This is a genomic window from Roseateles amylovorans, assembly GCF_025398155.2.
GTDB classification, from domain to species: Bacteria; Pseudomonadota; Gammaproteobacteria; order Burkholderiales; family Burkholderiaceae_C; genus Roseateles; species Roseateles amylovorans.
The window spans coordinates 249,738-272,325 of the sequence record NZ_CP104562.2 but is presented as its reverse complement, the minus strand read 5'-3'; the positions used below and the strand labels follow the sequence as shown (position 1 = coordinate 272,325).

Annotated in this window: 18 protein-coding genes; 8 read left to right on the top strand and 10 right to left on the bottom strand. The window is 69.5% G+C overall.

What is annotated here, in order from left to right; genetic code table 11:
• The first annotated feature begins 28 nt into the window (after positions 1-28).
• Positions 29-925, top strand: coding sequence for an alpha/beta fold hydrolase BchO (bchO, locus tag N4261_RS01155; RefSeq protein ID WP_261758403.1), 897 nt, complete (start codon positions 29-31; stop codon positions 923-925).
• Here bchO and N4261_RS01150 read toward each other — a convergent pair.
• From N4261_RS01150 to N4261_RS01105, 10 genes are all read right to left on the bottom strand, one after another.
• Positions 883-2,817 (bottom strand): VWA domain-containing protein, encoded by a 1,935-nt coding sequence (locus N4261_RS01150; protein WP_261758401.1) that lies wholly within the window; start codon positions 2,815-2,817, stop codon positions 883-885. The two genes, bchO and N4261_RS01150, sit on opposite strands and share 43 nt — an antisense overlap.
• Positions 2,808-3,836, bottom strand: a complete 1,029-nt coding sequence (gene bchI / locus N4261_RS01145; protein WP_261758400.1) for a magnesium chelatase ATPase subunit I — start codon at positions 3,834-3,836, stop codon at positions 2,808-2,810. The genes N4261_RS01150 and bchI overlap by 10 nt, the downstream gene beginning before the upstream one ends.
• 1 nt (position 3,837) lies before the next feature.
• Positions 3,838-5,145, bottom strand: a complete 1,308-nt coding sequence (locus N4261_RS01140) for a DUF3422 family protein (RefSeq protein WP_261758399.1) — start codon at positions 5,143-5,145, stop codon at positions 3,838-3,840.
• Between the two features lie 52 nt (positions 5,146-5,197).
• Positions 5,198-5,500, bottom strand: coding sequence for a high-potential iron-sulfur protein (locus N4261_RS01135; RefSeq protein WP_261758398.1), 303 nt, complete (start codon positions 5,498-5,500; stop codon positions 5,198-5,200).
• A 12-nt stretch (positions 5,501-5,512) separates the two neighbouring features.
• Positions 5,513-5,800, bottom strand: coding sequence for a hypothetical protein (locus tag N4261_RS01130; protein WP_261758396.1), 288 nt, complete (start codon positions 5,798-5,800; stop codon positions 5,513-5,515).
• Positions 5,797-6,990: a geranylgeranyl diphosphate reductase gene (locus N4261_RS01125; protein ID WP_261758394.1), complete on the bottom strand. Its 1,194-nt coding sequence runs from the start codon at positions 6,988-6,990 to the stop codon at positions 5,797-5,799. Before N4261_RS01125 ends, N4261_RS01130 begins: the two co-directional genes overlap by 4 nt.
• Positions 6,987-8,321, bottom strand: coding sequence for a BCD family MFS transporter (locus N4261_RS01120; RefSeq protein ID WP_261758393.1), 1,335 nt, complete (start codon positions 8,319-8,321; stop codon positions 6,987-6,989). The genes N4261_RS01125 and N4261_RS01120 overlap by 4 nt, the downstream gene beginning before the upstream one ends.
• Positions 8,318-9,196, bottom strand: coding sequence for a chlorophyll synthase ChlG (chlG, locus tag N4261_RS01115; protein WP_261758392.1), 879 nt, complete (start codon positions 9,194-9,196; stop codon positions 8,318-8,320). The genes N4261_RS01120 and chlG overlap by 4 nt, the downstream gene beginning before the upstream one ends.
• 57 nt (positions 9,197-9,253) lie before the next feature.
• The gene (gene ppsR / locus N4261_RS01110) at positions 9,254-10,768 is read right to left on the bottom strand and encodes a transcriptional regulator PpsR (protein ID WP_261758390.1); all 1,515 of its coding nucleotides are present in this window, start codon (positions 10,766-10,768) and stop codon (positions 9,254-9,256) included.
• Between the two features lie 124 nt (positions 10,769-10,892).
• Complete coding sequence (locus N4261_RS01105; protein ID WP_261758389.1) at positions 10,893-11,849, bottom strand: cobalamin B12-binding domain-containing protein; 957 nt, start codon at positions 11,847-11,849, stop codon at positions 10,893-10,895.
• Positions 11,850-12,158: 309 nt separating this feature from the next.
• On the opposite strand from N4261_RS01105, the gene bchF reads away from it, so the two are divergent.
• Genes bchF through N4261_RS01070 form a run of 7 tightly spaced genes read left to right on the top strand, consistent with a single transcriptional unit; the run spans position 12,159 to position 22,583 of the window.
• On the top strand, positions 12,159-12,761 hold the full coding sequence (bchF, locus tag N4261_RS01100; RefSeq protein ID WP_261758388.1) for a 2-vinyl bacteriochlorophyllide hydratase: 603 nt from the start codon (positions 12,159-12,161) through the stop codon (positions 12,759-12,761).
• Positions 12,758-14,050 carry a ferredoxin:protochlorophyllide reductase (ATP-dependent) subunit N gene (locus N4261_RS01095; RefSeq protein ID WP_261758387.1) on the top strand — a complete coding sequence of 431 codons (1,293 nt, stop codon included), beginning with the start codon at positions 12,758-12,760 and terminating at the stop codon, positions 14,048-14,050. Before bchF ends, N4261_RS01095 begins: the two co-directional genes overlap by 4 nt.
• Before the next feature lie 12 nt (positions 14,051-14,062).
• Positions 14,063-15,739 (top strand): ferredoxin:protochlorophyllide reductase (ATP-dependent) subunit B, encoded by a 1,677-nt coding sequence (gene bchB, locus N4261_RS01090; RefSeq protein WP_261758386.1) that lies wholly within the window; start codon positions 14,063-14,065, stop codon positions 15,737-15,739.
• A gap of 16 nt (positions 15,740-15,755) precedes the next feature.
• The gene (locus N4261_RS01085; RefSeq protein WP_261758385.1) at positions 15,756-19,514 is read left to right on the top strand and encodes a magnesium chelatase subunit H; all 3,759 of its coding nucleotides are present in this window, start codon (positions 15,756-15,758) and stop codon (positions 19,512-19,514) included.
• Positions 19,511-20,419: a ferredoxin:protochlorophyllide reductase (ATP-dependent) iron-sulfur ATP-binding protein gene (gene bchL, locus N4261_RS01080; RefSeq protein ID WP_261758383.1), complete on the top strand. Its 909-nt coding sequence runs from the start codon at positions 19,511-19,513 to the stop codon at positions 20,417-20,419. The genes N4261_RS01085 and bchL overlap by 4 nt, the downstream gene beginning before the upstream one ends.
• Positions 20,419-21,120 (top strand): magnesium protoporphyrin IX methyltransferase, encoded by a 702-nt coding sequence (gene bchM / locus N4261_RS01075; protein WP_261758382.1) that lies wholly within the window; start codon positions 20,419-20,421, stop codon positions 21,118-21,120. Before bchL ends, bchM begins: the two co-directional genes overlap by 1 nt.
• Positions 21,117-22,583, top strand: coding sequence for a BCD family MFS transporter (locus tag N4261_RS01070; protein WP_261758381.1), 1,467 nt, complete (start codon positions 21,117-21,119; stop codon positions 22,581-22,583). The genes bchM and N4261_RS01070 overlap by 4 nt, the downstream gene beginning before the upstream one ends.
• Positions 22,584-22,588: the final 5 nt, after the last annotated feature.

Sequence of the window (22,588 nt, the reverse complement as noted above, 5' to 3'; positions counted from 1 at the left end):
TTCTTGTCCACTTTAGTTTACAACCCGCATGCCACCTGATCTGTCCCCCCCGGAGACCGTCCTGGCCGCAGGCCTGCGCTGGCGGGTGCAATGCGTCGGCCCCAAGGCCTCGACGGCCACCGGGCCGGCGCCGGGCCTGCTGCTGCTGCACGGCACCGGCTCCTCGCTGCAGTCGTGGCGACGGTGCCTGCCGGGGCTGGCGACCCATTTCCGGGTGATCGTGCCGGACCTTCCCGGGCACGGGGGCAGCGCGCCTTTTGCGGACCGGCAGGCCAGCCTGCCGCGCATGGCCGAGGCGGTGGCGGAGCTGCTGCGGGTCCTGGACTGTGCGCCGGTGCTGGCGGCCGGGCATTCCGCCGGGGCGGCGGTGATGGCGCAACTGGCCTTGGACCGGGGGACGCCGTCGCTGCGAGGCCTGCTGGCGGTGAATGGCGCCCTCGAGCCCCTGCCCGGTCTGATGGGCCTGGTGGCGCCCACCGTGGCCCGCTGGGCGTCCCGCAGCGACCTGCTGCCGTCCTGGGTCACCCGTCATGCGGCCCAGCCGCGCGCGCTCGGCCACTTGATTGCGTCCACCGGATCGCAACTGGATGAGGACGGCGTGGCCCATTACCGCGCGCTGCTGAGCCAACCGGCGCACGTGCGGGGCGTGCTGGACATGCTGGCCCATTGGCGGCTGGAGACGCTGAGGGCGCGGCTGCCGGCGCTGGGCATGCCGCTCTGGCTGGTGGCTGGATTGGCGGACCGCACCACGGCGCCGGTGCGCTCGCTGGAATTGGCGCGTCAGCTCAAGCAGGGACGCTTTATCCCCTTGAGGGGATTGGGCCATCTGGCCCATGAGGAAGCACCCGCGTCGATCAATGCGCTGCTGATGGAACTGCGGGATCAGACCGCCGGGGCCGACACGGCCGCTGACACCGCCGCATAGACCTGCGCCGCCTGGCCATGCGGCAAGGGCACATAACGCGCGCCCATGGCCTGCGCCAGCACCAGGGCGGCGGGTTCGGGGCGGGACGAGGTGTCGATGAGCAGGCTCCGCAGGCCGTCGGTGCGCAGCCGTCTGGCCGCAGACAGCGCATCCTGGGCCGCCTGGAGGCGGCCGCCGCTGCCATCGCGGGCGATGTTGGCCCGGGCATCGGTGAGGAAGACCAGCACCACCCGGCCGCCTTCCCGGGCCTGCACACGGCAGCCCAGCAGCCAGGCGGCCTCGATGCCGGCCGCCAGGGGCGTCCCGCCGCCACCGGGCAGGCTGCTGAGGGCGCGCCGCGCCCGTGCCAGCGAGCGGGTGGGTGACAGCAGCAACTCGGCACCCGCACCCCGGAACGCCAGCAAGGCGACACGGTCGCGGCGCACATAGCAGTCCGCCAGCAGCAGCTCCACCGCCCCCTTGGCCTCGGCCAGGCGGCTCATCGCCTGGGAGCCGGAGGCATCGACCACAAAGACGGTGGTCGTTTCCTGCGGCCGGCGGAAGCGTTTGAGATGGAGGTCGTCGCGGCGCAGCAGCAACGCGGTGGTGGCGGGCGGCAGCCCTTGTTGCGCCCGCTCGGCCTCCCGCAGCCGCTGCCACGGCACCGCCGCACGCAACGTGGCCAGCAGGTCGATGCGGCTGCCACGACGCATCGGGCCCCGGCGCGGTGTCAACGGGCGACCGCTCTGGGCCGGGCGAGCCGGCGCGCCCTTGCGGCCGCTGCCGCCGCCGGTGCGCGGCACACCACCGGCCAGACTTTCGAGCAGGCCCGGTGGGATGGCGGCGCGGGCCGCCGCCAGGGTCTGGTCCTGCAGGGCTTGGACGGAGGTCTCGGCGTGACGGCTGGCGTCGGAGGGCTCGTTGCGGGGATCGTTGCGGGGATCGTTTCGCGGATCGGCATCAGGAGCGCCCTCCGCCTTCGCATCGGCATCGGCATCCGCATCCGCCTCCCTGCGGCGCTCGCTGTCCTGTTCCTTCTCCGGGGACTCGTTTGCATCGCTCGCGGCGGACGACGCGTCCGGAGGTGTCTGTTGAGCGTCGCCATCGGCGGCCTGCGGCAACGCGCGGGCACGCGGTGCGAGCACCAGGCGAGCGGCCAATTCGGCATCGGCCTGATGGACGGCCTCGCGCCCGGCCAGCGCCGCCGCGGCGCGCGCGGCACACCAGGCCTGCCAGACGGTGCGCATCGAATTCAATCCCAGCGCGGCCGCCGTGGCGCACAGGGCCTGCACCACCTCCGCATCACACGGCACGGCGGCCAAGCGGGCGCGTGCGGCGAGCACTTCGGCCACGGTCATGGGCGGCGCGGGCGGCGCGGTCGAATCGGCAGGTGCGGTCAGCGCGCTTGCCGATGTCGACCCGGAGGCTGCGGCCCGTTCCTGAGGGACCATCGCCGTCGCCGTCAATGTCGCCATCAACCCCAGCCGCTCGGTCAGGGCCGCCGGCAGTGTTTCATCCTCGGCAAGGCCTTCATCCAGCGCCACGACGCACATCCCGGCGCCCGCCTCCAGCTGCGCGGCCAAGCGTCCTGCCAGCCCCGCATCGGCCCGCTCGGCCATGGGCAGCACCACCACGCCACCGGCCGCCTCGGCCAACAGTCCCGCCTGATGGACCGGGCGTCCGGCCGCCAGGCTCAGGCCGAGGTCCAGTCCGCCGAGCAGCCGCTCATCATCCACATTCAGCGGCAAGCGTCGCCATGGCGTAGCAGGCGGCAAGGCCTGGCGCAGATCGGCCAGCAAGGCGTCTCGAAACGGGCTGGCCCCTCCGCGCAGGACGAGCCCCCCCAGGCCCACCGGGTCGACCGCCAGCAGCCATGCGGCCTGCCAGGCCGGCGGCCAGGCGCTCAGCACCATAGCTCGGTGACCGCACGTTCGATGCGCTCGCCCGACGCCGTGTCGTCCAGCGGATTGCGGCGCAGTCGATGGCGCAGGGCGGGCACCGCGACTTCGCGCAGGTGATCCAGCGTCACCGCCGCATCCCCCTCCAAGGCCGCTAGCGCCCGTGCGGCCCGCATCAGGGTGAGCTCGCCGCGCAGGCCGTCGCTCTGCACCGCCACACACAACTCGGCCGCGCGGTGCAGGACATCGTCCCCCACGGTGAGCCCGGTCAGACGCTCCCGCGCCTGCAGGATCTGGCGACGCACCCGGGCATCGGCTTTGGCCCATTGCGCATGGAAGGCGGCCGGATCGCGCTCATAGGCATCGCGCCGACGCACCACCTCCACCCGCTGTCCGATGTCCGACGGGGTGCGCACCTCCACCGACAGGCCGAAGCGGTCCTGCAACTGCGGACGCAGTTCCCCTTCCTCCGGATTCCCGCTGCCGATCAGCACAAAGCGCGCCGGGTGGCGCAGGCTCAGGCCTTCGCGCTCGATCAGGTTCTCGCCGGAGGCAGCCACATCGATCAGCAGGTCCACCAGGTGGTCCTCCAGCAGGTTCACTTCGTCGATGTAGAGAAAGCCACGATGGGCCTTGGCCAGCAGACCGGGTTCGAAGACCTTCACCCCCTGCGACAGCGCACGCTCCAGGTCGAGCGCGCCCAGCACCCGGTCTTCGCTGGCGCCCAGGGGCAGGTCCACCACCGGCACCGGCAGCAGATCGGTCTTGATGCGGGTGCCGGACTTGAGCCGTGCGCAGTCCTCGCACGCCGCAGCGGCGGTGGAGGCGTCCGGATCACAGTGGTAGCGACAGCCCTGCACCGCCCGCATCTTGGGCAGCAGGGCCGCGAGTGCGCGCACCGCGGTCGACTTGCCGGTGCCTCGATCCCCCAGCACCAGCAGGCCGCCAATGGCAGGTTCCACCGCAGCGATGAGGATGGCGCGTTTCATCTCGTCCTGGCCGACGAGGGCGGAGAAAGGATAGGGGGTGCTCATCTCAATGCCCGTTCTTCGTGTCCGGATCGCTGGCGCGACGCCGTGCCCGCCGCACGGTCTGAAAGGTCAGCAGGGCCAGCACTGGAACGCTGAGACCGACAAACAGATCCACGTCCAGATTCAGCCCCAGCGATCGACTGCCCTTGGCCAGGTAACCGATCACACCGGCCAGGTAGTAGACGATGGCGGCGATCGACAGCCCTTCCACCGTTTGCTGAAGCCGCAGCTGCAGCTTGGCGCGGCGATCCATCGAGGCCAGCAGCGCCAGGTTTTGCTGCTCCCGCACGATGTCCACCCGGGTCGACAGCAGATGGCTGGCCTGGGCCACCCGTTCGGACAGGTCGTGCATGCGCCGCGACACCGTCGCGCAGGTGGCCACCGCCGGTGTGAAGCGACGCGACATGAATTCATCCAGCGTCTGCAGTCCGGAGAGCCGCCGCTCCCTCAATTCGTCGATGCGGGTGCGCACCAGATCGGCATAGGCGCGGCAGGCGGCGAAGCGATATTGGCTGGCCGCCAGGCCGCTCTCGATCTCGGCCGCCAGCCGGGTCAGTTCCTGCAGCAGGTTTTCATCGCGGCCGGTTTCTCGGGCATTGCCGGCGGCGATGCTGTCGGCCAGCGCTGCCAGTGAGCGCTCGATCGCCATCAGGCGCGGCGAGAGGCGACGCGCCACCGGAAAGGCCAGCAGCGCCATCATCCGGTAGGCCTCGATCTCGAACAGCCGTTGCAGCATGCGGCCGGCGACCAGTGGCGTGAACCCCTGGTCGATCAGCAGGATGCGGCCGAAGCCGTCGCCATGGGTGAGGAAATCGGAATAGGCCAGGCCGGCGCCGTCGCCCAGGGCACTGCCCACGACGGTGCGGCCGCCGAAGCACTGCTGCAGCAGATCGCCCAGAGCGCCTCCTTCGGTCGGAGACAGCAGCTCGGCATGGCCGGCATAGACCGTCAGCCCGGGGACGCCGGCCAGCCAGCCTGCGGGCAGCAGGTTCGCTGCGGAGTCCGCAAAGGGCTCGCCGCCGGCAGATGCCGTCAGCAGGGTGTAGCTGGAGAACTCGCCATGACGTTCCCACTTCAGGCGCAGCGGGCCGACGCTGCCACTCCAATGCACCGCATCGGCCGCCGGCGTCAGTTGCCCGTGCTGTCGGCACAGGCGCGCCAGATGAGCGAGCTCGCGCTCGCGTTCATCGGCATCCACCAGCACCGCCACGTAGCTGGCGCGCCCAGGGGCGGCCAACGGCTCGGACGGACGGGCATGCACCTCCAGGGCGAGCGCCGCGCGTTCGGGAAGGTCGGCCGGCAGCAGCCTCATGAGGTGATGCCGGCGGCGCGGTGCGGGCGACGGGGGACCCTGAGCGTGACGCTCAGGCCTTCTTCACATAGGCGGAGCACCAGCCCTTGGCCGCGACCTGCTTGCCCGCAAAGATCGGGCAGGGCCCGGCTGCTGCGCCCGCCTTGCCCTGGTAGAGCGCGCAGTTGGCGCAAGCCGCGCCGGCGACATATTTCGGCTGCTTGGCCTTGTCTACCTTGCTGGCATCGGCGTGATAGGCCAGCGAGGTGGCGGTGGGATCCTTCTCGTCGACCATCGCCTGCGACCAGGCGGGGCCAATCAGAAGGCCGGCACCGGCCAGGGGAACGAGGCGGATGAACTGGCGACGGCTGTTCATGGGGGAAGCCTTTCATGTCTGCTGGCGTCGAGGGGGGAGAACCACGACCGGTCGGTGCCAGCGGGCCCGAAGGTCGAGAAGATGACTGATGCCGGCCGACGCCAGGCAGGCGCCGATCCAGAGCACACCCGCACCGCCCAGGCCCAGTCGCAAGGCCAGGGCCAGGCTGATGCCGGCCAGCAGATTGGGCACCAGGCCGGATGGCCTTGCAAGGCGGCGGGTCAGCAGCCAGAGCAATTCGATCACGCTCGCGACCAGCACCAGCTCGCTCATGCGCAGCAGCAGCTCATGCTCGGTCATGACACCCTCGCCAAGCCCAGCAGATGGGCCATGTCCTTGAGGAAGATGCGCAGATGCGTCAGCGGGCGGGCCCGCACCAGGCGCTTGTGCATATAGGCATCGAAGGTCAGTTGCTGCACATCCCGGTCGCGGCAGATGCTCACGAAGCGCTCGCGGCGCTTGTCGCTGCGGTACCAGAAGTGCTGCATCATCCCCAGCACCCAGAACACCCGGCCATGCTCGCGCATGAAGCGGCGACGGGCGCCGGCCAGCGCGCGGACATTGCCCGTCTGAAGCAGTTGCACCACCGCATCGGCCGCCAGCCGGCCGCCCAGCATCGCGTAGTAGATGCCCTCGCCGGAGGCCGGTGCCACCACGCCGGCCGCATCGCCGGCCAGGACGACATCTCGGCCGTTGTCCCAACGCGGCAGCGGCTTCATCGGGATGGGCGCCCCCTCGCGCCGCAACGTGCGGGCATGGGTCAGCCCGGCGATCTCACGCAGTTGCAGGACGCCGCGCCGCAGCGAGAAGCCTTTGTCGGCGCTGCCGGTGCCCACGCTGACGCTGTCGCCATGCGGGAACACCCAGCCGTAGAAATCGGGCGACAGGCTGCCGCGGTAGTGCACCTCGCAGCGGCTCGGGGCATAACCGACGGGCGGCACCTCGGGGACGGCCAGGATCTCGTGATACGCGAACACAAAGCGGCCCTGGTCTGCGCCCGGCACTTCCTGCTGCGCCACCTTGGAGCGGGCACCATCGGCACCGATGACGGCACGGGTACGCACCTGTTCAGGCCCGGTGTCGGTCTGAAAATGCACCACGCGCACACCGTCCTCATCCAGCCTCAATCGCTCGAACTGGCCGACCCGACGCAGCGCGCCATGGGTGGCGGCCCGTGCCCGCAGCCATTCGTCGAATTGCTCGCGATCCACCATCCCGACAAAGCCGCCCTCGATCGGGATGTCCACTTCGATGGCCTTGGGCGAGACCATGCGGGCTGCTGTCGCCCGGGCCACCAGCAGCTCGTTCGGGATCGCGAAATCGGCGATGAGCCGTGGCGGAATGGCGCCGCCGCAGGGTTTGATGCGACCAGCACGGTCGAGCAGCAACACCCGGTAGCCCTGACGGGCGAGATCATCCGCTGCCGTGGCACCGGCCGGGCCGCCGCCAATGACGACGGCATCCATCTCCATCGTCACTGAGGTGGTCATGGTGCCCTCTTGAGTTGGCCGAACAGGATCGGGGCCGATGCTGCCGGACGGGGATCGACCCGAGCCGCCAGCCGTGCGGCCACCAGGAACAAGGCGGCGTTGGCCAGAAACACCAGCGCATAAGCCGGGCCTGCGGCCTGAATCAGCCAGCGGGCGAGATCACTGGCCGCGGTGCCCACCAGGCCGCCCAAGGCGAACGCCTGAGCCTGCGCCGCGCCCCACAGGCCCATGCGCACGCCTTCCCTGCCGGGGCCATCGGCACCCGCCAGACCCATCATGGCGCCGATCGCTGCAATCGAGAACGCACCAGTGCACACGCCCAGCAGGAACACATTGGCCGCCAGCGGCCAACCCGGCCCCATCAAACCGGCCAGCACCAGGCCGGCGAGCGACAGGCCGGCGGCCACACAGCCCCAGATGGTCCAGTCCCGCAGACTGCCCCAACGACCGCCCGCCCAGCGACTGCCGGCGCCGGCCGCCAGCAGCATGCCCAGCAAGGCACCGCCGTGCTGCGTGCCGGACAGGCGCGTCGTGGCGCCCGGCGTCAGCCCGAAGACCAGGCCGGCAAACGGCTCCAGGATCAGGTCCTGCATGCTGTAGGCCAGCATGGAGATGAAGACAAACACGGTGAAGCGGCGCGCACGCGGCTCGGCCCAGGCATCCCGCAGGGCTTGGGTGAAGGTCACCGGCGGGCGCTGAGCCGCAGGCATCGGGTGTGGCTCCGGTTCGGCCCGGCCCTCCAGCCGGAAGAGCGCCATCGCCGCGACCAGCACGGCGGACACCGCCACGCCACCGGCCACCATCAGCAGCCGCTGCGGCGTGAAGGGATCGAGCAATCGGCCGGAGACCCCGGCCGTCACCACGAAGCCGGCGATCATCAGCATCCACACGGTCGTGGCCGCCGCCGCGCGACGCTCCGGCGCCACCCGCTTGGCCAGCAGCGTCAGCAGCGAGGTGCCACTGGCCGCCACACCCAGGCCGATGAGGGCATAGGCCACCAGCGCCAGCGCCACGCCGGCTGCCAGGTGATGGGCCATCAGCACCGTCGCCCAGGCCGCCAGCCAGCCGCCGCCGGCCAGCGTCACCATGCCACCCAGGATCCAGGGCGTGCAGCGACGTCCCTGGTCCGCGCCATGGCCCATGCGGGGCCGCGCCGCCTGCACCAGGTAATGCCAGCCGAGCAGAAGACCGGGCAGCAGGGCCGGCAGCGCCATTTCCACCACCATCACCCGGTTGAGGGTGGAGGTGGTCAGCACCACGATCGCGCCCAGCGCCGACTGCACCAGCCCCAGGCGCACCACGCCCAGCCATCCCATGAACGGCGTCGTCATGTCACCACCCCCCGCAACGCAAAGGCACTGATCAGCATGCCGGAGACATACAAGGGCACGCCCACGCCGCTGTACCAGCGTGCACGCAGCAGGGGTTCGGCCATGAAGCGGCGCATCAGGATCCCCTGCGCGACCAGCAGCAGCGCCACGGCCGTCGCATGGCCGCCCTGCCCCCACTGCATCAGCAGGCCGATGACGATCAGCTGCGGCACCGCCATCACCGCGCAGGCCACCTGCGCGGCGCCAGGGGCACCCAGCATCACCGGCAAGGAGCGGATGCCCATCTGCCGGTCTCCGGGAATGGACTTGAAGTCGTTCAGCGTCATGATGCCGTGGGCGCCCAGGCTGTAGAGCAGCGCCAGCCCGAGGGAGCGGCCATCGGGCCACTGGCCCATGGCCATCACGGCGGCCCCGGTGATCCAGGCGAGCCCTTCATAACAAAGGCCGCAGGCGGCATTGCCCCACCAGCCATTGCGCTTGAGCCGCAGCGGCGGCGCGCTGTAGGCCCAGGCCAGCACCAGACCCAGCACCGCGGCGAGGAACCCCACCACGCCGATCTGCCACGCCAGCAGCAGCGACAGCAAGGTCCAGATCAAAGCGATGTACAGGCCCCAATGCCCCGGCATGCGGCCGGACGGGATGGGACGTTGGGGCTCGTTGATGGCATCGACCTCACGGTCGAACCAGTCATTCACCGCCTGGCTGGTGGCGCAGACGAAGGGACCGGCCAACAGCACACCGGCCACGATGACCGGCCAGCGGCCCTCGGGATGCATCCCCGAAGCCACCACCCCGCAGCCAAAGGCCCACATGGGCGGGAACCAGGTGATGGGCTTGAGCAGTTCGGCGATGGCCGACAGGGCGGGGCGCTGCATGCGGCCTATTCTGTGCCGATGCCGCCCATTGTCAAGCTACGTTTACATCTAACGATGTCAATGCGGCGATGCGGACTCATCAGCGCCGCCATCCCCGAGGATGCCGTAGCGGCGCAGCTTCACATAAAGGCTCTGGCGGGACAGGCCCAGCATCTCGGCGGCCGAGGCGCGGTGGTCGCGGGTGAGCTCGAGCGCGGCTTCAATGCACAGGCGCTCGATGAGATCGGTGGTTTCGCCGACGATGTCCTTGAGCGGAATCCGGCCCACCAGCCCGGTGAGCTGGTCCACCGAACGCGGCAACTGTCGCGCAGGGCGGGTCTCGGCGGGCAGCCGGCGCGCCACATCGCGAATCGCAAAACCTAGGCAGGCCTGGCTGCCGTCGGGCACCGCCACGGCCGAAATCTCCACCGGGCTGAGTTCGCCCAGACCGCTGCGCATGGTGGTCGGGAACAGTCGCAGCACACCGTGCTGGCGAAGGTTGCCGATCAGCACATTCATATCGACCGAGGTGCGGCCCAGCCAGCGATCCAGCGGCTGGCCCTGGACCAGTTCACCGGGCGGCAGCTGCAGCATGTCGCTGAACGCCTGGTTGGCCGCCAGGATGCGGCCCTGCATGTCGGTCAGCACGAAGGCGTCGGGCAGGGTGTTGACCACATCCAGCAGCGACGGCGTGGCCACGCCGTGGGCGCCATTGGGACCGGACAGGGACAGGCTGGACGATGAGCCGGACGTCGCGCCCTGGGACACGCCTGCCAGCGGCGCGAGCCGCACCAGCAACAAGGTGGTGCTGTCCTGCCGGAAGGCGGAGGCCGACAGCAGCAGTTCCGTGGCGCTGCTGGCCAGACGGATCGACAGCTCGTCGCACCGACCGCCGGCGCGGGCCTGGGCCAGGCCGGCTTGCACTTCGGCATGGCTGGCCACGGCCAGCACATCCAGCAGGCTGCGGCCCACCACCCGTTTGCCGGCATCGCCCAGGAGGCGGCTGGCGGCGGCATTCTGTTCAAACACCACCAGGGAGCTGGCGTCCAGCACCAGCACCGCCTCATCCACCGCCTCGAACAGCAGCCGGTAGCGGGCCTCGGTGTGGCGCAGGCGGAGATAGTCCCGCTCCATCGATTGCTGCGCATCCACCAGTCGCTGCTGGACGGTGGCGACCTCGCGCAGATCGCGTCCCAACGCCAGGACGGCGCCCTGGCCGTCCAGCGGGACGATGCTGTAGCTGATGGGCAGGTCCACGCCGCCCGACAGCGCATGGGTGACCTGGCGCTCCGGCGGCACGGCATGGCCGGCCGAGGGGGCACCGGCAGACAGCATGGACTGCACCTTGGCCCGGTTCTCGATGGTGACGGTTTCCGCCCAGCGCCGGCCGATCCATTGGCGCAGCTCGGCCAGCTCGGCAGCGGCCGACGCGCCCAGCGACACATCGCGGATGACGCCCTGGCCGTCGACGACCAGCGCCACGTCGGACGCAGCGGCGACGATCCGGGCCAGGAGGTCGGCGTTCAGCCCGGCGAAGTGGCGCTCCGGCGCCTCGAATCGCTGTGGGTGGGCCGCGTTACCGTGGGTCTGCATCAAGTTCCCTGCTGTGATCAAGCAGCGGTACGGCAAGACCGCACCGCCAGGTCATCAAAGAACGGTCGGGGACACCCACCCGCAGACCGGCACCGGACCCGAACTCGGGCCCCGGTGACAGCCGTCAGACACCCCGAACCCGGCTGGGGAGGCTGGCGTTGGCCAAGGCCACGGCCGTGCTCGCATCGCTGGCCATGGCATCGGCCCCGCAGCGTTGTGCCAAGTCCGGCATCAAGGCGGCCATGGGGCCTCCGACCATCACAAATAGGCGGGGATTGGCCGCCGTTCTGCGCGTGTCAAGAATACCAGACACGATCTCTGCAATGCATTCACCCGAGGAGATTGACAGCCCGAACACATCAAAGTGCTCACGCGCCACCTGCGCACGGAGGGCCTCCCAACTGGCTTGGGGGTGGCTGTCCACCTCCCATCCGCCCCGCATGAAAAATTCGGTGACGATTGCCAGGCCGAAGGTGTGCTGGGTGCCCGGCACAGCGGCCAGCAGGCAGCGACGGCCGGCGGCGACGCCCGTCAGGGGCGGCGGTTCCAGATGGGCAAAGTCATGCAGCACCCGCTGCAAACGCCACAGGCCGATGGTGACCTCGGAGAAACTGTAGAAGTCTTCCTCCCACATCACGCCGAGGTGACGGGCGCTGGCGGCCAGCAGGTCCAGCAGCACCTGCTCATGGGTCGCCCCCAGCTCCACCAGGCTGTGCACATACAGCACCGCCGCCTGTGCATCGTCATGGACCGCGAGCGTGCTGAGCGTGGTCACATGCGCCTGGGTCGGCGCGAACACTGGCGCCGCCGGGCAGGCCGCCAGCGGCGGCGGGCGATGCAGCAGCATCAGGCGCGGAATGATCTCCGCCTCCACCAGCCGCGTCAGTTGCTCCTGCGGCCCCGCGCGCGGCCGCGACAACGGCTGCGGTTCATCGTTCAATTCGCGCCGGGCCGCCAGCAAGGCGTCCAGCGTCAGCGACTCGTCAGCGCTGCGTTCGGAACCGGTGAGCGTCGCATCAAGCTCCGCACGCCGGCGTTGCGGCGGCCTTTTGGCCTGCCGATTGGTCGTCCATCCAGCCACCACGCGTCTCCTCAGGGTGGATCGGCAGCTTGGGTTCCCTGTGAGGGGCCGGAGAACATCGGCTCCGCCCTCGGCGCTAGGCAGCGTCAGAAATCGCCACTGCAAACAGTTTGGGTAGGTCTGATCCGAAATTTTTTATAGGTGTCTTCGACTTGTTCAGTTCACTTGCGTCAACGAACAACCCGCACGCAATGTCCCCCTCACGCCACCTGACGTCAAGCTGAATTTCCCGACAGCGCCCCATCTGTCCATTTTTTATTACGTCAATCTTGATTGACATCACCGATGGGCAGGCCTAGATTCGGCCCCATGCGTCAACCACTCGCCTCGCCCGCTTCGCTGAGGTCCCGACCCGCCGTCGAGGCGCCTGCCGCGTCCGTCACCGCACCGGGCAGTGCGCCAGTCCACCCGCTCTACACCCCGCAGGAGCGCGCACGCCGCGACGCCACGCGCTGGACCTTGGTGCAGGGCGTGTTGGCTCCGTTGCAGTTCCTGGTTTTCCTGGTCAGCGTCGCGCTGGTGCTGCGTTTTCTGCTGACCGGCGCGGGCGAGCAACCGGCGGCGATCTCGGTGCTGGTCAAGACCTTGGTGCTCTACACCATCATGGTGACCGGCTGCATCTGGGAGAAGGTGGTGTTCGACCGCTGGCTGTTTGCGCCGGCCTTCTTCTGGGAGGACGTGTTCAGCATGGCCGTGCTGGCCCTGCACACCGCCTACCTGATGGCCTGGTTCAGCGGCTGGCTCGACAGCCGCAGCCAGATGCTGCTGGCCCTGGCCGCGTATGCGGCCTATGCGATCAACGCCACCCAGTTCCTGTTGAAGCTGCGGGCGGCGCGATTGCAAGGGACACCCGGTCAGCCAGGCCCTGCCGCTCAGCCCGCCACTCGACGCACGCAAGGGGCGGCGTCATGAGCCCGGTCATCCCCATCCAGGCGGACGTCGGCTGCCAGGACGCCCCGGTGCTGCGCGAGCGCGGCCAGCGGGAAGTGTTCTGCGGGCTGACCGGCATCATCTGGCTGCACCGCAAGATGCAGGACGCGTTCTTCCTGGTGGTGGGATCGCGCACCTGTGCCCACCTGATCCAGTCGGCGGCCGGCGTGATGATCTTTGCCGAGCCCCGCTTCGCGACCGCCATCCTCGACGAACGCGACCTGGCCGGCCTGGCCGATGCCCAGGACGAGCTGGACCGGGTGGTGCAGCGGCTGCTGTCGCGTCGCCCGGACATCCGCCTGCTGTTCCTGGTGGGCTCCTGCCCCTCGGAAGTGATCAAGCTGGACCTGTCGCGCGCCGCGAGCCGGCTGAACCAGCGCTTCAGCCCGCAGGTCCGGGTGCTCAACTATTCCGGCAGCGGCATCGAGACCACCTTCACCCAGGGTGAAGACGCCTGCCTGGCCGCGCTGGCGCCCACCTTGCCGTCGTTGCCGACCGTGTCCGTCAGCAGCCAGCCCGAGCTGATGGTGGTCGGTGCGCTGGCCGATGTCGTGGAAGACCAGTTCCAGCGGCTGTTCCAGGCCATGGGACTGTCGCGGGTGTCGTTCTTTCCCTCTCGCAGCGCCACCAACCTGCCTGCGGTCGGTCCGCAGACCCGCTTCCTGCTGGCCCAGCCCTTCCTGGGGGACACGGCACGCGCGCTGGAAGCGCGAGGCGCGCAGCGCATTGCCGCGCCCTTCCCGCTGGGCGCCGAGGGCAGTGCCGCCTGGATGATGGCCGCCGCTGCGGCCATGGGCATCGATCCCGACAAGGCCGCGCAGGCCATCGCACCGGCCCGGGAGCGAGCCGAGCAGGCGCTGTCGGTCCACCGTGCCCGGCTGAGCGGCCGGCGCGTGTTCTTCTTCCCGGACTCTCAGTTGGAGATCCCGTTGGCCCGCTTCCTGTCGCGCGAGCTGGGCATGCAGCTGGTGGAGGTCGGCAGTCCGTATCTGCATCGCACGCATCTGGCTGAAGAGTTGGCCCTGCTGCCCAGCGGCACCTTCTTGTCGGAGGGCCAGGATGTGGAGCGGCAACTCGACCGCTGCCGGGCGGCGCGGCCGGACCTGGTCGTCTGCGGCCTGGGCCTGGCCAATCCGCTGGAGGCTGAAGGCATGACCACCAAATGGTCGATCGAGTTGGTCTTCACCCCCATCCAGGGCTTCGAGCAGGCCGGCGACCTGGCCGCGCTGTTCACCCGTCCCCTGCATCGTCGGCAATTGCTGGCGGCTTGAAGCGAGACCGCCATGCAGCTCACCCTCTGGACGTACGAAGGCCCGCCGCACGTCGGCGCGATGCGGGTGGCCACGGCCATGCGCGGGGTGCACTATGTGCTGCATGCGCCGCAGGGAGACACCTATGCCGACCTGCTGTTCACCATGATCGAGCGGCGCGGCGAACGCCCGCCGGTCACCTACACCACCTTCCAGGCGCGCGACCTCGGCGGCGACACCGCCCAGCTGTTCAAGGATGCCGCGCGCGAAGCCTATGCCCGCTTTCAGCCGCAGGCCCTGTTGGTGGGCGCGTCCTGCACCGCCGAGCTGATCCAGGATGATCCCGGCGGACTGGCTGCCGCCCTGAACCTGCCGGTGCCGGTGATCCCGCTGGAGCTGCCGGCCTACCAGCGCAAGGAAAACTGGGGCGCTGCCGAGACCTTCTACCAACTGGTGCGCACCCTGGCCGTCAAGCCGGCACAGCCCCGCCTGCGTGGCACGGTGCCGCGCTGCAACCTGCTGGGCCCGACCGCCCTGGGCTTTCGCCACCGCGACGACCTGCGCGAGATCTCTCAGCTGATCACCCAGCTGGGCATCGAGATCAACGTGATCGCGCCCTGGCATGCCACGCCGGCGGATCTGGCCCGACTGGCAGACGCCGACTTCAACGTCGTGCTCTATCCGGAAGTCGCGCAGACGGCCGCCGCCTGGCTCAGCCGCAGTTTCAGCCAGCCGGCGACCCGCACCGTGCCGATCGGCGTTCGCGCCACCCGCGAGTTCATCGCGGAAGTGGCGACCCTGGCGGGCATCGATCCCGACCTGGCCTCCGCGCAGGCGCATTCCCGGTCCACCTGGTATGCCGAATCGGTGGATGCCAACTACCTGACCGGCAAGCGCGTGTTCGTCTTTGGCGACGCCACTCATGCCATCGCTGCCGCGCGCGTCGCGGCACAGGAGTTCGGCTTCGAGGTCGTCGGGCTGGGCAGTTACAGCCGCGAATTCGGCCGCGAGTTGCGGGCGGCGGCCCAGGACTACGGCCTGGAAGCGCTGATCACCGACGACTATCTGGAGGTCGAAGCCGCCATGGCGGCCGCGCTGCCGGACCTGGTGCTGGGCACGCAGATGGAACGCCACATGGCCAAGCGCCTGGGCCTGCCCTGCGCGGTCGTGTCCGCACCGGTGCATGTGCAGGACTTCCCGGCCCGTCATGCGCCGCAGATGGGCTTTGAAGGCGCCAACGTGCTGTTCGACACCTGGGTCCATCCGCTGATGATGGGCCTGGAGCAACACCTGCTGGGGATGTTCCGCGGCGACTTCGAATTCCATGAGGATGCGGCGCCGTCCCATCTCGGGCATGCCACCCCCGCAGCGACTTCATCGGTCGCCGCAGTGGCACCGAACGCCGTCGCTGCAGCTGCAGCCGCCGTCACCGCAGTCACGACCGCACCGGCTGATGCAGCCGCTGCCACCCACAGCGCCCACGCTGCCGATGCAGCGGTCGGCGGCGACGCCGCGCCCATCGCCGTCCCGATCGAGCCCGTGACGTCGACCGCCCCCTGGTCCGCCGACGCCGAACAGGAGCTGCGCAAGATTCCCTTCTTTGTCCGCGCCAAGGCCCGCCGCAATACCGAAGCGTATGCGCGGATCCGAAGCCTGCCCCTCATCACGCTGGAGACGCTCTATGACGCCAAGGCGCACTTCAGCCGGTAACCCGCCTGCACCGGCGATGAACGTGGTCATCGTGACCATGGATTCCCATCTGGCGAGTGCCGCCGAGCGGGCCAATGTGGCCCTGGCCCGGCACCTGCCCGGCCTGCGGCTGACGGTGCATGCCGCCGCCGAATGGGGCGACCAACCCGACGCGCTGGCCCGCTGCCGCGCCGACATCGCCTCGGCCCACATCGTCATTGCGTCGATGCTCTTCCTGGAAGACCACTTCCTGCCGGTGCTGGCCGATCTGCAGGCCCGGCGCCTGACCTGCGATGCCATGGTGTGCGCCATGTCGGCCGCGGAGGTCACCCGGCTCACCCGCATGGGCGGCTTCGACATGAGTGCGCCCGCCAACGGCGCGATGGCCTTGCTCAAGCGGCTGCGCGGCAAGCCCGCCGGCAAGGAAGGCCGCCCGGCCAGCGCCGGTGCGCAGCAGATGAAGGTGCTGCGGATGCTGCCCAAGATCCTGCGCTTCATCCCCGGCACCGCGCAGGATGTGCGGGCCTATTTCCTGACGCTGCAATATTGGCTGGCCGGCTCGCAGGACAACATTGCCAACATGGTGAAGCTGCTGGTGGAGCGGTATGCGCAGGGCCCGCGCCAGGCGCTGCGGGCCAGTGCCCGGCCGGATCAGCCGATCGCCTATCCCGAGGTGGGCCTGTATCACCCGCAGATGGCCCATCCCGGCGCCGTCGGCCAGATGGCCACCACGCTGGACGCCCTGCCCCGGATGGCCACCACCGGCCCGCGCGGCACGGTCGGCCTGCTGCTGATGCGTTCCTACCTGCTGGCCGGCAATGCCGACCACTACAACGGCGTCATCACCGCCATGGAAGCCCGCGGGCTGCGGGTGATTCCCGCGTTTGCCACCGGGCTGGACCAGCGTCCCGCCATCAGCGCCTACTTCCAGGACAGCGCCGGCCGCCCCCGCATCGACGCCCTGGTGTCGCTGACCGGCTTCTCGCTGGTGGGCGGCCCGGCCTACAACGATGCCAAGGCCGCCGAGGATGTGCTCGCGACGCTGGACGTGCCGTACCTGGCGGTGCATCCGGTCGAGTTCCAGACGCTGGACCAATGGGGTGGCTCCTCCCGCGGCCTGCTCCCGGTGGAATCGACCATCATGGTGGCGATCCCCGAGCTCGATGGGGCCACCGGCGCGATGGTCTTCGGCGGTCGGGCCAACGGCACCCACATCGCCTGCACCGGCTGCAGCCATGCCTGCCGCTTCGAAAACACGGTCGACGCGCACGACATGCACAGCTGCATCGAACGCGCCGATGCCCTCGCCGCCCGCGTCGGCAAGCTGGTGGACCTGCGCCGCAGCGAGCGCGCCGAGCGCCGCGTGGCCGCAGTGATCTTCAACTTCCCGCCCAATGCCGGCGCCACCGGCACGGCGGCCTTCCTGTCGGTCTTCGAATCGCTCTACAACACGCTGGTGTCGATGGCGCGCGCGGGCTACACGGTCGAGCTGCCGGCCAGCGTGGACGACCTGCGCGAACGGCTCATCCACGGCAATGCGAGCCGCTACGGCGCGCTGGCCAATGTGCATCACCGCATTCCGGCCAACGAGCATCTGCGCCGCGAGAAGCACCTCAAGGACATCGAGGCCCAATGGGGCCCCTGCCCCGGCAAGCAGCAGACCGACGGCAGCCACATCCAGATCCTGGGCGAGCGCTTCGGCAATGTGTTTGTCGGCATCCAGCCCGCCTTCGGCTATGAGGGTGACCCGATGCGGCTGCTGTTCGAGCACGGCTTTGCGCCCACCCATGCCTTCTCCGCGTTCTATCGCTGGCTGCGCGAGGACTTTGCGGCCCATGCGGTGCTGCACTTCGGCACCCATGGCGCGCTCGAGTTCATGCCGGGCAAGCAGGCAGGCATGTCCGCCCGCTGCTGGCCGGACCGGCTCATCGGCGACCTGCCCAACCTCTATCTCTATGCGGCGAACAATCCGTCGGAGGGCAGCATCGCGAAGCGCCGCGCGGCAGCCACGCTGATCAGCTACATGACGCCGCCGGTGGCGGAGGCCGGGCTCTACAAGGGGCTGGTGGAACTGAAGGAACTGCTGGAGCGTTACCGCGGCCTGGAGCCGGAGGCCAGCGCCGAGCGTGACGAGCTAGCGACGATGGTCCAGGCCCAGGCGGCCACGCTGGATCTGGCGCCTGTCGAACCCGCCTGGGGCGACGGCGCGGAAGCGGCGATCGCCCGGCTCAACGACGCCGTGCTGGAGCTGGAATACACCCTGATCCCGCACGGGCTGCATGTGGTGGGCCAGGCCCCCACCGCAGCGGAGCGGGTGGACCTGCTGATGTCGTTTGCCGACGCGTCCGAAGGCATCAAGCCGGACCGGGCCGTCATCGAAGCGCTGGTGGCCCATGGCATGCCGACCGACGACGATCTCGAAGACCTGGCCCTGCTGCAACGGCTCGCCGACATGGACCGGCTGATGGCCGAAGACCGCGAGATCGACGGCATCCTGCATGCGCTGGACGGTCGCTTCCTGCGGCCCGCGCCGGGTGGCGATCTGCTGCGCACGCCCGCCATCCTGCCCACCGGCCGCAACCTGCATGGCTTCGACCCGTTCCGGCTGCCCAGCGCTTATGCGGTGAAGGACGGCGCCCGCCAGGCGCAGCGGCTGCTGGACCGCCATCTGGACGGTGGCCATTCCCTGCCCGAGTCGATTGCGATGGTGCTGTGGGGCACCGACAACCTCAAGAGCGAGGGCGGCCCGATTGCGCAGGCCCTGGCGCTGATGGGCGCTCGCCCTCGTCAGGACAGCTATGGCCGACTGGCCGGTGCCGAGCTGATTCCGCTGGCGGAACTGGGGCGCCCCCGCATCGATGTGGTAATCACGCTGTCGGGCATCTTCCGCGACCTGCTGCCGCTGCAGATCCGGCTGCTCGCCGAAGCCGCCTTCCTGGCAGCCAGCGCCGACGAGCCGGCCGATCTCAACTTCATCCGCAAGCATGCGCTGGCCTACCAGGCCGCGCACGGCGGCGATCTGGAAGCCGCCTCGTTGCGGGTGTTCGGCAATGCCGAAGGCGCGTACGGCGCCAACATCAACAGCCTGATCGACAACAGCCGCTGGGAGGACGGGGATGAACTCGCCGAAACCTACAGCCGGCGCAAGGGCTTCGCCTACGGCCGTGCGGGTCGCCCGATGCAGCAGGCCGCGCTGCTGCAAAGCGTGCTGGCCGATGTGCAGCTGGCCTATCAGAACCTGGATTCGGTCGAACTGGGCGTCACCACGGTCGACACCTATTTCGACACGCTGGGGGGGGTGAGCCGCGCCATCCGCCGTGCCAAGGTCACCCGCGACGGCGCGACCGCCGCGATGGCGCCGGTCTACATCGGCGACCAGACCCGCGACGGGCTGGGAGGCGGCACAGTGCGCACGCTCAGCGAGCAGGTGGCGCTGGAAACCCGCACCCGCATGCTCAATCCGAAATGGTTCGAAGCCATGCTCAAGCACGGCTATGAAGGCGTTCGGCAGATCGAGGTCCATGTGACCAACACGCTGGGCTGGTCGGCCACGACCGGCCAGGTGGCCCCCTGGGTGTATGAGCAGCTCAGCGCCACCTTCATCCTCGACCCGGCCATGCGCGAACGCCTGGCCCAACTCAATCCGACGGCCTCCACGCGCGTCGCCCATCGCCTGCTGGAAGCCGTGGACCGCGACTACTGGCAACCCGACGCCGCCACCCTGCAGGCCCTGCGCCAGGCCGGCGACGAGTTGGAAGACCGCCTTGAAGGCGTCATTGAAAAGGCCGCTGCATGAGCACCATCACCGCCGTCCCCCTCCACGAGATCGGCAACCGGCGACCGGACGGCGCCGGCAGCGTGCAGGTCCAGATGGACCCCACGGTTCAGATCGGGACCGCCAAGTGCTTTGCCATCTACGGCAAGGGCGGCATCGGCAAGAGCACCACCTCCAGCAACCTCTCGGCCGCCTTCTCCAAGTTGGGCAAGCGGGTGCTGCAGATCGGCTGCGACCCCAAGCATGACTCCACCTTCACCCTGACCAAGCGCATGCTGCCCACCGTCATCGACGTGCTGGAGACGGTGAACTTCCACGCCGAGGAACTGCGGGTGGAAGACTTCGTCTACGAGGGCTACAACGGCGTGATGTGCGTGGAAGCCGGCGGACCGCCGGCCGGCACCGGCTGCGGCGGTTATGTGGTGGGGCAGACGGTGAAGCTGCTCAAGGAGCATCACCTGCTGGAGGACACCGATGTGGTGATCTTCGACGTGCTCGGCGATGTGGTGTGCGGCGGCTTCGCCGCACCGCTGCAGCATGCGGACCGCGCCATGATCGTCACCGCCAACGACTTCGATTCCATCTTCGCGATGAACCGGATCGTGCAGGCCATCGGCGCCAAGGCCAAGAACTACAAGGTGCGACTGGGCGGCGTCATCGCCAACCGCAGCGCCGCCACCGACCAGATCGACCGCTACACCGACCGCATCGGCTTGAAGCTGGCGGCGCATTTCCCCGACCTCGACGTCATCCGCCGCAGCCGCCTGAAGAAATCGACGCTGTTCGAGATGGAAGCCTCGCCGGAGCTGGAGAAGGTGCAGCAGGAATACCTGCGGCTGGCCGCATCGATGTGGCTGGGCGGGGAGCCGTATGAGGCCGTGCCGATGAAGGACCGGGATCTCTTTGACCTGCTGGGGTTTGACTGATGCGCCACGCCGACTATCTCCAACGCCGCGGCCAGATCGAGGCCTATTTCGACCGCACCGCCGTCGACGCCTGGGCGCGGCTGACGTCGGATGCGCCGGTGGGCCGGGTGCGGGCCAGCGTCCGGGCCGGGCGGGACCGCATGCGCGGCACGCTGCTGTCCTGGCTGCCGACCGACCTGCGCGGGCGGCGTGTGCTGGATGCGGGCTGCGGCACCGGCGCACTCGCGGTGGAGGCGGCCCGGCGTGGTGCCGAGGTGGTGGCCATCGACCTGTCGCCCACGCTGGTGGACCTGGCCCGTCAGCGGCAGCCGAGCTTCGACAGCGGCGGTCGCATCGACTTCCGCGCCGGCGACATGCTGGATCCGGCCCTGGGCCATTTCGACCATGTGGTGGGCATGGACTCGCTCATCCACTACGAACCTGCCGATGCGGTGGCGGTGCTGGCGGACCTGGCCGAGCGCACCCGCCATTCGGTGCTGTTCACCTTCGCGCCGAGCAACCCCGCCCTGCAGATCATGAAGGCGCTGGGCAAGCTCTTCCCGCGCGGCAACCGGTCCCCGTCCATCGTGCCGGTGGCGGAGCAGCGTCTGCAGCAACTCATCGGCACCCATCCCCGGCTGCTGGCCTGGGACCTGCAGCGCAGCGAGCGGGTCTACAGCGGCTTCTACACCTCGCAGGCGCTGGAGCTGGTGCGGCCATGAAGGCCTCTTCTCTGCCCCGCCAACTCAATCAGCGCCTGGCGCTGAAGTGGTCGCGGCTGAGCCTGAAGTTTCTGCCCTTCGCCGATGTCGCGACCACCGAGCTGCCCTTGCACCGCCTGATGCGCCTGGCGCTGTTCCAGGTGTCGGTGGGCATGGCCTATGCGTTGCTGGTGGGCACCCTGAACCGGGTGATGATCGTGGAGCTGGGTGTGTCGGCCTGGGCGGTGTCGCTGATGGTGGCGCTGCCGCTGCTGGCCGCACCGTTCCGCGCCCTGGTGGGCCACCGTTCCGACACCCATCTCTCCGCGCTGGGCTGGCGGCGTGTGCCTTACCTGTGGTTTGGGTCGCTGCTGCAGTTTGGCGGGCTGTCGATCATGCCGTTTGCGCTGGTCCTGCTGCAGCCGGGCGCCGAAGCCAGCGCTCAGCCGGGCGGCGTGATGGTCGGCCGACTGGCAGCGGCGCTGGCCTTCATCATGGTGGGGGCCGGCATGCAGACGACGCAGACCGCCGGCCTGGCCCTGGCCACCGATCAGGCCCGGCCGGACACCCGCCCCCGCGTGGTGGCACTGATGTATGTGATGTTGCTGCTGGGCATGGTGCTGGCCAGCACCTGCTTCAGCCTGCTGCTGCAGAACTTCTCGCCCACCCGGCTGGTGGGCGTGGTGCAGGGCGCCGCACTGGCGACGATGGTGCTGAACACCGTCGCATTGTGGAAGCAGGAGGCCCGTGGCACGGTCAAGCGTCCGGCGCCGGGCGAGCGCGTGCCGCCGTTTCGCGAGGTCTGGCGGCAATTTGCCGCCCAGCCGCAGACGCGCCGCTTCCTGGTGGCGGTGGCACTGGGCACGGCGGCCTTCAACATGCAGGACATCGTGCTGGAGCCTTATGGCGGCGCCATCCTGAAGCTGCCAGTGGCCGCGACCAGCCTGCTGACCGCCGGCATGGCCCTGGGATCGGTGATGGCATTCGCCATGGCCGCCCGGCTGCTCGCACGGGGGTTCGATGCGCATCGATTGGCCGCGCTCGGCCTGCTCATCGGCATCGTCGCGTTCTCGGCGGTCATCTTCGCCGCACCGTTGGATTCGAGCTGGCTGTTCCGCATCGGCAATGTGCTGATCGGTCTGGGCGGCGGCCTGTTTGCAGTCAGCACGCTGGTCGTGGCCATGGGACTGGAAAGCACCAGCGGTGCGGGCCTGGCCCTGGGCGCCTGGGGCGCGATGCAGGCCACGGCCGGCGGCCTGGCCGTCGCGCTGGGCGGCACGCTGCGGGATGGATTCGAAGCGCTGGCGGCCCACGGCTGGCTGGGTGCGGCCATGTCCGAACCGCAGGTGGCCTACAGCGTTGTGTATCACCTGGAGATCGCCTTGCTGTTCGGCACGTTGATCGCCATCGGTCCGCTGGTGCGCCGTCGCCGCGCATCTCCCTCATCGCGTCAGCCCATGGGGTTGGCGGAGTTTCCAGGCTAGGAGGC